The organism is Kitasatospora sp. SC0581, from assembly GCF_048159585.1.
Classification (GTDB): domain Bacteria; phylum Actinomycetota; class Actinomycetes; order Streptomycetales; family Streptomycetaceae; genus Kitasatospora.
Map to the genome: position 1 here is coordinate 157,167 of NZ_JBLRWA010000002.1, position 12,420 is coordinate 169,586.

General features: G+C 72.8%; 11 protein-coding genes and 1 tRNA gene. 4 read left to right on the top strand and 8 right to left on the bottom strand.

The features are described from left to right. The first annotated feature begins 34 nt into the window (after positions 1 to 34). Positions 35 to 2,653: a phosphoribosyltransferase gene (locus tag ACLWS4_RS03820; protein ID WP_416873350.1), complete on the top strand. Its 2,619-nt coding sequence runs from the start codon at positions 35 to 37 to the stop codon at positions 2,651 to 2,653. Continuing rightward, positions 2,653 to 3,486, top strand: a complete 834-nt coding sequence (locus ACLWS4_RS03825) for an HAD family hydrolase (RefSeq protein WP_416873351.1) — start codon at positions 2,653 to 2,655, stop codon at positions 3,484 to 3,486. Before ACLWS4_RS03820 ends, ACLWS4_RS03825 begins: the two co-directional genes overlap by 1 nt. A gap of 41 nt (positions 3,487 to 3,527) precedes the next feature. On the opposite strand, the gene ACLWS4_RS03830 is transcribed toward ACLWS4_RS03825, so the two are convergent. Together ACLWS4_RS03830 and ACLWS4_RS03835 are read right to left on the bottom strand one after the other, a co-directional pair. After that, positions 3,528 to 3,743 (bottom strand): FmdB family zinc ribbon protein, encoded by a 216-nt coding sequence (locus ACLWS4_RS03830; protein WP_049659427.1) that lies wholly within the window; start codon positions 3,741 to 3,743, stop codon positions 3,528 to 3,530. Positions 3,744 to 3,844: 101 nt separating this feature from the next. Next, positions 3,845 to 5,254: a hypothetical protein gene (locus ACLWS4_RS03835; protein ID WP_079271736.1), complete on the bottom strand. Its 1,410-nt coding sequence runs from the start codon at positions 5,252 to 5,254 to the stop codon at positions 3,845 to 3,847. Positions 5,255 to 5,399: 145 nt separating this feature from the next. Here ACLWS4_RS03835 and ACLWS4_RS03840 point away from each other — a divergent pair. Next, positions 5,400 to 5,471 (top strand) — tRNA-Val (locus ACLWS4_RS03840). Positions 5,472 to 5,546: 75 nt separating this feature from the next. Here the strand turns inward: ACLWS4_RS03840 and ACLWS4_RS03845 are convergent. The 6 genes from ACLWS4_RS03845 to ACLWS4_RS03870 form a co-directional block, all read right to left on the bottom strand. Next, the gene (locus tag ACLWS4_RS03845) at positions 5,547 to 6,101 is read right to left on the bottom strand and encodes a hypothetical protein (protein WP_049654908.1); all 555 of its coding nucleotides are present in this window, start codon (positions 6,099 to 6,101) and stop codon (positions 5,547 to 5,549) included. Positions 6,102 to 6,168: 67 nt separating this feature from the next. Next, positions 6,169 to 6,606: a hypothetical protein gene (locus ACLWS4_RS03850; RefSeq protein WP_074000783.1), complete on the bottom strand. Its 438-nt coding sequence runs from the start codon at positions 6,604 to 6,606 to the stop codon at positions 6,169 to 6,171. Between the two features lie 42 nt (positions 6,607 to 6,648). Further along, a complete protein-coding gene (locus ACLWS4_RS03855) occupies positions 6,649 to 7,446 on the bottom strand; it encodes a hypothetical protein (protein WP_074000784.1) in 798 nt (265 codons plus the stop codon). A gap of 28 nt (positions 7,447 to 7,474) precedes the next feature. After that, complete coding sequence (locus ACLWS4_RS03860) at positions 7,475 to 7,987, bottom strand: hypothetical protein (protein ID WP_416873352.1); 513 nt, start codon at positions 7,985 to 7,987, stop codon at positions 7,475 to 7,477. A 71-nt stretch (positions 7,988 to 8,058) separates the two neighbouring features. Beyond that, positions 8,059 to 9,618 carry a hypothetical protein gene (locus ACLWS4_RS03865; RefSeq protein ID WP_416873353.1) on the bottom strand — a complete coding sequence of 520 codons (1,560 nt, stop codon included), beginning with the start codon at positions 9,616 to 9,618 and terminating at the stop codon, positions 8,059 to 8,061. 89 nt (positions 9,619 to 9,707) lie between these two features. Next, on the bottom strand, positions 9,708 to 11,174 hold the full coding sequence (locus ACLWS4_RS03870; RefSeq protein ID WP_416873354.1) for a pyridoxal phosphate-dependent decarboxylase family protein: 1,467 nt from the start codon (positions 11,172 to 11,174) through the stop codon (positions 9,708 to 9,710). Positions 11,175 to 11,678: 504 nt separating this feature from the next. On the opposite strand from ACLWS4_RS03870, the gene ACLWS4_RS03875 reads away from it, so the two are divergent. Beyond that, positions 11,679 to 12,320: an HAD family hydrolase gene (locus tag ACLWS4_RS03875; protein WP_416873355.1), complete on the top strand. Its 642-nt coding sequence runs from the start codon at positions 11,679 to 11,681 to the stop codon at positions 12,318 to 12,320. Positions 12,321 to 12,420: the final 100 nt, after the last annotated feature.

Here is a 12,420-nt window from a genome sequence, read left to right on the forward strand (position 1 = left end):
CGCCCGGACCGACACGACGAACGCACCGACGGACATGACGAACGCACCCGTGAACGCCGGCCACGAACGCACCGACGAACGCACCATCGCACCACCGAAGGCAGGACCAGCAGTGACAGCAACACCGCAGACGTGGACCGGCCGTTGGGTCGCCGACCGGGCCGGGATCGCCCTGACCGGCTCCGAGCGCCTCCCCGAACTCGTCGGCCTGGCGCTGCGCTCGGGGAACCCCAAGCGCGCCCACCTGCTGGTCTCCACCGTGCTCGGCAAGCACGTGCCGCAGCGGCCCTCGGTGGTCCACGGCGCCGGGCTCGAACTCGGCCGCCGGGTCCGCGACCTGCTCGGCGCGGAGGCGGCCGCACGGGCCGTCGTACTCGGCTACGCGGAGACGGCCACCGGCCTGGGCCACAGCGTCGCCGACGGCCTGGACGCCCCCTACCTGCACTCCACCCGCCGGCCGGTGCCCGGCCTGGACCCGGTCGGCGGCTTCGAGGAGGAGCACTCGCACGCCACCTCGCACCTGCTGCTCCCCGCCGACCCCGGACTCCTCGCCGGGGACGGGCCGCTGGTGCTGGTGGACGACGAGTTCTCGACCGGACGGACGGTGCTCAACACCATCCGCGACCTGCACGCCCGCCACCCGCGCGGGCACTACGTGGTGGTCGCCCTGGTGGACCTGCGCTCCGCGGCCGACCGGCGACGGCTCGATGAGGCCGCCGCCGAACTCGGCGTCCGGCTGGACCTGGTGGCCACCGCGAGCGGCGGCGTCGAGCTGCCGGAGGACGTCGTGGCGCGGGCCGAGCGGCTGATCGCCGAGGCGGCGCCGGCCGCGGCGCCCCCGGTCGGGGAGCCGTCGTCGGCCGGCCCCGCGCCGCTGGACCGGGTCGAACTGGACTGGCCCGCCGGGCTCCCGGACGGCGGCCGGCACGGCTTCACCGCCCACGACCGCGCCCGGCTGGACGCCGCACTGCCCCGGCTGGCCGGGCAGCTCGCCGAGGCCCTGCCCGCCGGTGCGCGGCGGGTGCTGGTGCTCGGCTTCGAGGAGCTGATGTACGCGCCGCTGCGCCTGGCCGACGCCCTCGCCGAGCGGCTCGGCGGCGACCGCGTCCGGTTCTCCACCACCACCCGCTCGCCCGTCCTGGCGGTGGACGACCCCGGCTACGCCATCCGCACCCGGCTCGCCTTCCCCGCCCACGACGACCCGCGGGACGGCGGCTCGTCCGAGCGCTACGCGTACAACGTCGCCCCCGGCAGCGACCCGGCGCGGCGCTTCGACGCCGTGGTGCTGGTGGTGGACGACGTGGCCGACACCCCTGCGCTGCACGAGGGCGAGCACGCGCTGCTCGGCCAGCTGCGGCGGGTGACCGACCGGGTGGTGCTCGCCGTGCTGCCCTCGCACCGGCCGGTGCCCGTCGTGCCCGCTCCGCTCGCCGCGCCCCTGTCTCCGCCCGGGTCTTCGAAGTTGCCCGGTTCTTCGGAGTTGCCCGCGCCCCTGTACGGGCCGGCGTTCTCCTCGTACCCCACCGAGGAGGTGGCCTGGCTGCTCAAGGACCTCTCCGGGGTCGCGCTCGAAGCCCCCACCGAGGAGCGCGAGGAGGCCGTCCAGAACGGCGGCGCCCACTACGCCGAGTCGCTGCCGGTCGAGTACCAGCCCAGCCCCGAGTACCAGGAGCTGTTCCACCAGGCGCTGCGCGGCTCCGCCGGCCGGATCGCGCTCGCCGTCGGCACCGTCGCCGAGACGCTGCTGCGCGAGCGCGGCCCCGGGCTGGTGCTGGCCTCGCTGGCCCGGGCCGGTACGCCCGTCGGCATCCTGGTCCGCCGCTGGCTGGCCTTCGCCCACGGCCTGTCGGTGCCGCACTACGCGGTCTCGATCGTGCGCGGCCGCGGCATCGACCCGGTCGCACTGCGGTACCTGGCGGCCCACCACCGGGCGCAGGACGTGGTGTTCGTGGACGGCTGGACGGGCAAGGGCGCGATCACCCGCGAACTGGCCGACGCGCTGGCCGGCACCGGCTTCGACCCGGACCTCGCGGTGCTCGCCGACCCGGGCCGCTGCGTGCGGACGTACGGCACCAGGGACGACTTCCTGATCCCGTCCGCCTGCCTCAACTCCACGGTCTCCGGGCTGGTTTCGCGCACCGTGCTGCGCGCCGGGCTGATCGGGCCGGACGACTTCCACGGCGCCAAGCACTACGACGACCTGGCCGGGAACGACGTCTCGGCGCTCTTCCTGGACGCGGTGGCCGCCCGCTTCGGCGAGGTCCGCGCCGCGGCGGTCGAGGGCGCCGACCGGCTCGCCGCCGACCCGCACCGGGAGCCCGACCGGGCCGGCTGGGCCGCCGTCGAGCGGATCAGCGCCGAGTACGGCATCGACAACGTCAACCTGGTCAAGCCCGGTGTCGGCGAGACCACCCGGGTGCTGCTGCGCCGCGTCCCCTGGCGGATCCTCGCCCGGCGCGGCGCCGGGGCGGACCTCGACCACGTCCGGCTGCTCGCCGCCCAGCGCGGCGTCGAGGTCGAGGAGGTGGACGGCCTGCCGTACACCTGCGTCGGCCTGATCCACCCCCGCTACAGCCGCGGGGCGACCGGGGGAGACGGGCGCGCGGTGGCCGACGGGGGCACCGTGACCGAGACGACGGGGAGGGAATCCTGATGGGTGTCCTGGTGGCCAGCGACCTCGACCGGACGCTGATCTACTCCGAGCGGGCCATGGCCCTGGCCGGGCCCGACCGGCTGGCGCCGAGGCTGCTCTGCGTCGAGGTGTACCAGGGGCGGCCGCTGTCCTTCATGACCGAGCGGGCCGCCGGGCTGCTCGCCGAACTCGCCCGGGAGGCCTGCTTCGTCCCGGCCACCACCCGCACGCCGGAGCAGTACGGGCGGGTCAACCTGCCCGGCCCGACGCCGGACTGGGTCCCCGCGTACGCGATCTGCGCCAACGGCGGGCAACTGCTGGTGGACGGCGTGCCAGACCTCGACTGGCGGGCCGAGATCACCGCGCGGATAGCCGCCGGCTCGGCCCCGCTGGAGGAGGTCGTCCGGCGGCTCGCCCTGTGCGCCGACCCGGAGTGGACGCACAAGCGGCGGGTCGCCGACGAGCTGTTCGCCTACCTGGTGGTCGAGCGCGCCGCGCTGCCGGAGGGCTGGCTGGCGGAGCTGACCGGCTGGTGCGCCGAGCGCGGCTGGACGGTCTCCCTGCAGGGCCGCAAGGTGTACGCGGTGCCCGCGCCGCTCACCAAGAGCGCCGCGCTGGCCGAGGTCGTCCGGCGCCGCGGCGCGGACACCGTGCTGGCGGCCGGGGACTCGCTGCTCGACGCCGACCTGCTGCTCGCGGCGGACGCGGGCTGGCGCCCGGGGCACGGCGAACTCGCGGACAGCGGCTGGACGGCCCCCGGCGTCACCGCCCTGACGGAGGTGGGGGTGACGGCGGGGGAGGAGATCGTCCGGCGGTTCCTGGCGGGGGCGTCGGCCCTGCCGGTCGGGGGCTGACCCCCGGGTCCGGGTTCGGATCCGGGTCCGGTAGCGGGTGGTCAGCCGCAGCAGCCGCCGCCGCAGCAACCGCCCCCGCCCCCGGCGGGGGCCTGCGGGGCGGCGGCCGCGCCGCCCGTGACGGCGACGGTGGACAGCAGCTTCACGGTGTCCTGGTGGCCCTGCGGGCAGACGGCGGGGTCGTTGGCCTGGGCCATCGGGCGGCGGAGCTCGAAGGTGGCGCCGCAGGAGCGGCAGCGGAAGTCGTAGCGAGGCATACCGGCAGGGTACCGAGCGGGGCCCCTGCCGGCAGCCCGCTTCGGGTGCTTCCAGGGCTTCCGGGTGCTTCGGTGCTACCGATGCCCTGGCGCTCCCGGTGCTACCGGTGGCCGCCGAGGTCCCCGCGGATCAGCTCGATCACCCGTGCCGCCGTGTCCCGCACCGCCGCGAGCTCGGTCAGGAAGTGCCAGTAGTCGGGGTGCCGGCCGGCCGCCTCCAGCGTGGCCACGGCGCGGTCCAGCCGGGCCACCGCCTCGTCCAGCGGGGCGGCGTGCCGCGGGTCCGGCGCGCTGCGCCCGGCCATCGCCAGCCGCTGCGCGTCCCGGATGGCGAAGCGGGCGCGCTCGATCTCCCGGTTGGGGTCGTGCTGCACCTCGTTCAGCTGCCGCAGCCGGTCGTTCGCCGCGAGCACCGAGCCGTCGGCGGTCTCCAGCAGCGCGCGGACCGTCCCGATCGCGGCGGTGGCGTCGGCCCAGCGCTGCTCGTCCCGGGCCCGGGCGGCCTCGGCGAGCTTGCGCTCGGCGGCCCGCCCGGCCTCCGCGACCTGGTCCGGCACCCGCTGGAGGTCCTGCCAGCAGGCGGTGCTGAACCGGCGGCGCAGCTCGCTCAGGGCGGGCTCGACCGTCTCGGCCTTGGTCTCCAGCGCCTGGATGCGGGTCCGCAGGCTCGCCACCCGCCGGTCGATCTCCCGCGCCCGCTCCGGCAGTTGTCCGGCGTCGGCGGCGATCGCCTCGGCGCGCTGCTTCACGTCCTCCGCGCGCCGCAGGGTGTCCGCGACCCCGTGCCGGGCCGGGCCCTCGTTCAGCCGGCCGAGCTCGGGCGCCAGTTCGGCGAGCCGGGCCGCCAGGTCGTCCGCCCGCAGGCCGGCGCCGCGCGCCCCGTCCAGCGCGGTGGTGGCCGCGAGCAGCGCGCGCTTGGCCTGCTCGACCGCCGGGGTGACCCGCATCAGCTGCTGCTCGGCGTGCTCGACGGTCGGCTGCAGGCGGCGCAGGAAGTCGTTCAGCTCCGCCCGGGCCGAGCCGAGCTGGCTCTTCACGTCCTCCAGCCGGCGTCTGGCCTGCGCGGCCGTGCCGGCGTCCAGGGTCTCGCTGTCCAGGTTGTGGGCGTCGAGCGCGGCGAGGTAGTTCACGGTGACCTGCTCGACCCGGCCGGAGATCGCCGCCAGGTCGGCCAGCGCGCGCTGCGCCGTCGGGCCCTCCTCGGCCGCTCGGACGGTCTCCACCGCGAGCTGCACCTCGCGCTGGGTCTCCTCCAGCTCGTAGAACGCCTCCTGGGCCGCCGCCCGGGCCTCCCGGGCCTGCGCCCGTCCGCCCTCGCCGCCGCCCCGCCGGCCCCACCAGCCGCCGGTTCCGGCGGAGGCCAGCCCGACCGCGGCCAGCGCACCCGCCAGCGCCACCGGCACCACCAACGCGTCGGCCAGTGCCGCTCCCGCCCGACGCCGCCCCCGCCCGCTCCCGCCGGCCACCGTCACTGCGCGCTCCCTGCTCCGACCCGCTGATCCGGCCCCCATTCTCCCCGATCCCCCCGCCGGCCCGGCACCCCCTCCCACCCCGCCCGCCGCACGGCCCCGCCCCTCACCGGGCGCCCGTCCCCCACCACCTCCCGGGACCAGGTACCCTAGGCTCTCGTCGTGCGCCCGGTCGGGCCACGGCAGGGGGCGCGTAGCTCAGTGGTAGAGCGCTGCTCTTACAAAGCAGATGTCGGCGGTTCGAAACCGTCCGCGCCCACAGCAGGGAGCCCGGTGCCCCCGACCGGGATGGTCGGGGGCACCGGGCTCTCGTGGTGTCGGCGCCGGGGCCGGGTCAGACCTCGAGGACCCGCAGGGCGGGGTGGTCGACCGTGTTGAGGTAGAGCTTCTCCTTGGTGCCCTCCTGCTCCAGCTCGACGACCAGCCGGTAGCGGTACAGGCCGGGCTTGGCGGTGCTGAGCACGGTGCCGGCCCAGTAGTAGTAGACCGGGGTCAGAGGGGAGCGCATGCGGTCGGGCATGCCGTAGATCTTGAGCTCGGTGAAGAGCTTCCGCTCGGCCACGTCCTCCTCGTCACCCAGTTCGGTGTCGAGGACCACGATGTTGTTGATCTTGGGCATGGGCGGCCAGGTGCCGTCCAGCCGCCGCTCCATGTCGAGCGGGCGGATGATCCAGTTGATCACCTGGCCCTGCTTGCAGACCGTCTCCAGCTGCCGGGTGCCCTGGCCGGACCCGCCGACGCTGTTGTCCATCATGTACATCGCGTCGCCCAGCGAGCGGTTGGCCGTGGCCCGCTCCATGTTCACGAGCGTGACGACGTTGAGCTGGACCGAGTTCAGCTGCCCGGGGTTCTGCTTCCCCTCGGTGGCGCTGCTTGCCGTGGTTGTCAAGGTTCCTCCTTCGAGCGCGCCGCTCCGGGCGGTCCACCCGCCCGGAGCCGTCCGTTGCGCGGAGCGGTCAGGTGGCCCGGCCGACCAGGACGGGCGACACGGTGGTGGTGATCGGCTCGGCCTGGGTGCCCAGCCGGAACCGGATCCGGTACGGCACGGGGGACGCGGCGTCCTTCTTCACCGTCCCGGTCCAGTAGGCGACGTCGGTGCCCGGGTACACCTTCCGGACCGGCTCGCACACCTCGTGGTCGATCTCGATCCCGTCGATGGCCACGTAGGCCTCGCACTCGAGCGCCAGCACGTTCCAGAGCAGCTGGTCGCCGGCCTTGACCTTGGTCCGCAGCTCCTCGGTGCCGAAGTCGGCGGACCCGCCGGCCTTGTTGGTGTCGTACAGGTACAGGTGGCCGTGGGTGCTCTGGGACGCCAGCATGCCCACGCAGTCCACCACCGCGGTGATCGAGATCGGGCGCTTCGGCGTGGTCTTCAGCCGTGGCTTGGTGGTCATCTACTCCTCCTCGTCCTTACGGGGACTTCCTGGGACAGCGGTTCAGCCGAAGGCGGCCGGGGCGATCGGCAGGTAGCCCACGCCCGCCCCGGTGAAGCCGTTCCGCTTGGGCTCCGCGGTGATCCGGAGCTTCGACTCGCAGGTGAGGTTGACCGGCTCCCAGGTCCACTCGCCCGCCCGCTGGATCAGCTCGTGGAGCTGGATCCGCATCTTGTAGCTGTACGTGCCGGGCCGGGAGGTGTCGATCGTCGCCGACCAGTACCAGCCGTCGGTGACCAGGTCCGGGGAGCCGTACTCGGCCGGGTAGATGATCTTCTCGTCCACCGCCTCGCCGAAGATGTCGGTGATCACCGGCGCCGGGTAGCTGTGGGTGTCCTGGCCGTGGTCGGAGACGACCCGGCCGGTGACGTCCAGGACCCGCTGCCCGGAGAGGGCCGCGGTGCGCGAGGCGCCGTTGACCCTGGTGCCGACGGTCTGCCGGATCCGGGTGAGCGCGGCCTCGGTGTCGCCGTTCGCGACCCCGGCCTTCTCGCTCAGGTTCGCGAGCTCCGCCAGCGCCTCCTTCTCGGCCGCCCGCGCCCGGGTGGTGTGGTAGCCGCGGGGCACCGTCGGGGGGATCGAACCGAGGCTGTACGGGAGCCAGTTGAGCACCTGCTCGCCGGCCTGCGAGCCGTCGCTCCAGTAGCTGCCGTTGATCGCGGTGACCAGCTCGCCGGTGCCCTGGTTCAGGGAGCCGTGGAGCTTCATGTTGTCGAACAGATAGGTGTTGCCGGTCAGCGTCCGGGACTCCAGCGCGTTGCCGACGTCCACGAGCACGATGATCGCCAGTTGTTGGGCCATGCGCCCACCCTCCTTGTCGGTGTTCCGCCTACAGGCACATCAGTGCGGGCGAGTCGATGTGCAGCACGCTGTGCTCGCCCTCGTACATCTGGAGCTCCAGCCGGTACCGGTACGGCACCCCGGGCACCAGGTACGGCGGGACCACGCCGGACCAGACGTTGAGGTCCAGCTGGCCGGCCGACACCCGGTGGTCGGCGGGCGCGGCGCCGTCCGCGCCGTCCGCCGCACCGGCGTCCACGCCCTCGACCGCGGAGCCGGCCGGAGCGGCGGGGTCGACGCCGTACGCGGCCGCGCCCGCGGCCCCGTCCGCCGGCACGAAGCTGATGCTCCGGATCTCGACGGGCGTCTGCAGGTCCACCGCCAGGGCGGACCACTGGACCACCTGGCCGGGGACCACCACGGTGACCAGGTCGGGCGTCCCCTGGTTCTTGCTGTCGAACGACCCGTCGTCGATCAGGCAGAGGTTGCCGTTGAGCAGCGACTTGTCCGAGAGCGCGCCGATCACGTCCACCACGACGGCGATGTTCACTTGCGGTTTCATCCTCACTCCATTCCTCGAACCAACGTTCCGGAGCGGCGGTCGTACCGCCCCGCCGGCTTGGTCAGTCCCGGTCAGCCCCGGTCGCGCACCAGCGGCACCTTGCCGACCGACGTCCGCTCGATCTCCGTGGACGCCCGGGGTACGAACTTGACCAGGAACCGGTAACCGGTCTTCTCGATCGAGGCGGGGTTCGCCTCGCCCTGGTTGAACAGCGAGAGCGAGCGGGGCAGCGCGTTGACGAAGACGTGCTGGACCCCGTACGGGCCGAGCGCGGCGTCCATCCGGTACGTCAGACCGGCGACGTCGTCGACCGAGGCCAGCAGCGTGATCGTCTTGCCCTCGCGGTGGTTCACGAACTGGATCTCGTGGGCCACCACGTCCAGGTCCATCGCGGTGGCCTTGAGCAGGTCGTCCCGCACCGCCTCGTACGCGCGCGGGGCCGAGTACTGGCTGTCGTTCAGGTGCAGGATGTCCCCGGTGCGGCCGGCGAACTCGAACTGGCCGGTCTTCAGCCCGGGCCCGTCCAGCCGCGGGCGGCGGATCATCCGGTCGCCCAGCTTCAGCCGCAGCAGCGGGGCCTCGTGCCCGTGCAGCCGGGTGACGACCAGCTCGCCCTCCTCGCCCTCGGCGACCCAGCGGCCCTTCTCGTCGACGATCTCCACCAGGTGCAGCCCGGGCACGGCCGCCAGGCAGGGGGACTCCTCCGTCAGCTGCAGCCCGATGGTCTCGGCCTGGGTGGCGGCGAAGTAGCTGAGGATCGACAGGTTCGGGTACATCGCCTTGAGCTCCGCCCGCTTGCGCTGCGGCAGCACCCCGCTCCCGTACAGCGCCACCCGGAAGCTCTCCTTGGCCTCCTGGCTCATGCCCGCGCCGAGCTCGCTGAGGATCGCGATGCCCGCGGTGATCCCCATCAGCGCCTTCGGGCCGGGGTAGGAGAACATGTGCTCCAGCACCGGGGCGGTGACCGGCCCCGCGCCGATGTAGTTGACCCCCGGCACCTGGGCCAGCACCCCGCCCACCATGGTGCCGCTGCTCCACATCTGGTAGTCGGCCAGCGTGGTGTACAGCCACTTGGGGTCGGTGCCGGGCAGGTACCTGGCGAGCTGGTAGGTGCCCATGAAGCGGCCGGCCACCTCGTAGGTGTCCCGCAGCTCCCGCAGCGAGTACACCGACTCCAGGGGCTTCCCGCCGCTGGTGCCGCCGCTGGCCACGATCTCGAAGCCGCCGCGCGCCAGCGGCACCACCATGCCCGGGCGCGAACCCATGAAGAACTCGCGCTGGGTCTCCTTGTCCGACAGCGGGATCCGCTGCCAGTCCTCGTACGTCTGCGGGGCGGCGTCGACGCCGGCGCCCGACAGGCGGCTGCGCCAGAGCGGGTTGAGCCGCACCGTGTTGACCATCTGCTGCAGGCGGCGCAGCACCAGGGCGTCCTGGAGCTCGTGCGACACCTCGCTGTACGGCGCCTGGCAGACCCGCTCGCACTCGCGGAGCTTGCTCGCGAACGAGGGGAGCTTCTCCACCGCGTCGACCGACTCCGGATTCAGCTCCCACTCGGGGATCAGCCAGCTCGCCAGTTCGTCGATGCCGCCGGGTGCCGCCGGCCGGTCGGGCGCGACACTCACTGCACTCATCGTCAATTCCCCGTCCTTCTGTTGTTCACGTGTTCAGGTGCCGTCGTTCGTTCGGCAGGGATTGTTCGGGCACGGTTCTTCGGCGGCCCTCAGCGGGCGTCGGTCAGGAGGTCGGTACCGACCCGCCTGATCTCGCCGAGCAGCATCCGGAAGTGTTCGGCGGTGATCTGGTGGTTCATCATCACCACGCGCAGGGCGGCGACCCCGTCGATGTTCACCTTGGAGATGAAGAAATTCCCCCGGATTTTGATCCGGTTCCTGATCGCCACCTGGAGGCGGTGCACGCCGTCGTCCGGAAGTTCTGCCGGTCGGTAGCGGAAGCACAGGATGTTGGCCTCCGGGCGGTGCAGCGTCTCGAAATCCGGCTCGTCCAGGAGAATCCGGTGGATTTCCCCGGTCAGGTCGCAGAGGTACTCGATCTTCTCGGCGAACAGGGCCGGGCCGTAGACGGACCAGAGGGTCCACAGCGGCATGATCATGGGCCGCTTGGTGCACTCGAAGTTCCGGGCTCCGCTGTCGAGCTCGGTGTAGCGGTCCGGCTCCTCGTCGAAGACGTAGCTGGCGCGCTGCTGGAAGGCCCCGAGGCTGTCCTCCTTGTTCCGGTAGAACAGCAGCGTGCAGGGCGCCGGGACGAACATCATCTTGTGCGCGTCCCAGGCCACCGAGTCGACCTTCTCGATGCCCCGCAGCTTGTGCCGGAGCCGGTCGGAGACCAGCAGGCTGGCGCCGTGGGCGCCGTCCACGTGCAGCCAGATGCCGGCTTCCCGGGCGATGTCGGCGAGTCCGTCGAGCGGGTCGAAGGCGCCGACCGAGGTGGTGCCGGCCGAGGCGACCAGGGCGAACACCTTCAGCCCCCGCTGCTCGGCCGCCGCCAGGGCGGGCCGCACCTGCTCCAGGCAGATCTGCTGCTCCGCGTTGATCGGCAGGCGGACGATCTGCGACTCGCCGATCCCCAGGATCCCGGCCGCCCGCGAGACGCTGTAGTGCACGTCCGCGCCGACCGCGATGGCCGGGCGGGGCAGGCCGTCCCCCGACGGACTGCCGTCCGACCAGAAGCCGGGGAACATCTTGTTCCTGGCCGCCAGCAGCGCGGTCAGATTGGCCAGCGACCCGCCCGAGGTGGTCACCATGGCGAAGGAGTCCGGTTCCCACCCGATGAAACGGTTCAGCTCCTCGGCCATGATGCGCTCCGCCACGCTGGGCAGCTGGCCGGCCTCGTAGAACGAGGACGGCTGGTTGACCACCGAGCTGACGAAGTCGACGACCCCGCCCAGCGGCACCACGCCCGAGAACTGCCGGCCCATGTACCCCGGCGAGTGGACCTGGATCCCCGTCCTGATGTACAGGTCGGTGATCGCGTCCAGCCGCTTCTCGTCGAAGGCCGCGATCTTCTCGCGCTCGGAGGTCATCAGGGCCCTGGCGGCCAGCGTCAGCGTTTCGGGGTCGATGAGTTCGAGCCCTCTGATCGAGGAATCGGCCAGATGGCTTTCGAGCCGGTTCAGTACCGTCTCGGAATTCTCCCGGAACAGCTCGGGGTCGAACGTGTCCGCCGGCATTCCGCCGTCGCACGGTTTTCCGACCCCGGGAGTTGCGGAGCGACTCGGCTTCTGAGCGCCGAGCAGTGATCCGACTCCGCTTTTTTGCTCGATCGTCTTCTGATTCGAGCGAGATTCCACCATAGGAGCCCCCCAATGGCCCTTGTTGAGGACATCGAGACTTTCCCTTTCCGGAACGGTGCATGTCCAGCTGGGTCACTCCAACGGGTGAATCTTCGTTTTTTATCGGCGTTCGATTGCGGCCCGTCGCCGGATGACTCCGGTGTGTGACATCCGGTGTTGTTGCTGGCCAGAGCGGCAGGGTGGCTTGTCACATTTCGAACATTGCAATCGAACGCTGAGGTTGTTATTCGAACGCCAGCCGGGAATGTGCCGTTTTGGCCCCCGGGTCCGCCCGACGGGCCGATTCCGCCCCTTCTGGCCGGTAACGGACCAGGACCGCCGCCCGGTCCTCGTGCCGCACCCGCTCCGGGGGCCGGCGATCCCGGGTGATAGGGAGGTGGGATGGCTGAGGTGGCTGAGGTGGCGTTCGACGCGGTGCTGTGCGATGTGGACGGCGTGATCCGGTTCTTCGACGGGAGCCGGGTGGCCGCGCTGGAGCGGGCGGCGGGACTGGCGGAGGGGAGCACGGCGGAGGTCGGGTTCGCGCCGGAGAACGACCTCCCGCTGCTGCTCGGGCGGATCGGGAAGGCGCAGTGGGTGGACTCGATCGCGCGGGGGCTGGCCGGCCGGGTGACGGACGCACAGGCGCGCGCCCTGGCGCAGGCATTCGCGGACTCGCCGTTCCGGGCGGACGCGGCGGTGGTGGGGCTGCTGCGGCGGGCCCGGGAGCACTGCCGGGTGGTGCTGGTGACCAACGCGACGGCGTGGCTGGACGAGGACCTGGCGCTGCTGGGGCTGACGGACCTGGCGGACGAGGTGGTGAACAGCTCCCGGGTGGGCAGTGCCAAGCCGGACCGGCGGATCTACGAGATCGCCGCCGAGCAGGCCGGGGCGGCACCGGAGCGGTGCCTGTTCGTCGACGACCGCCAGGAGAACGTGGACGCGGCGGTGGCGCTGGGCATGACCGGGGTGCGCTACCGGGGGCCGGAGGACCTGCGGCGGGCGCTCGCGGCGGTGCTGGACGGGCGGGGGGTGTTGGGCTGACGGGGTGCTGGGCTGAGGGGGCTCGGGTCGGCGGGCGGTGCTGGGCTGAGGGGGTTCGGGTCGGCGGGCGGTGCACGGGCTGAGGGAGCTCGGGCCGGCG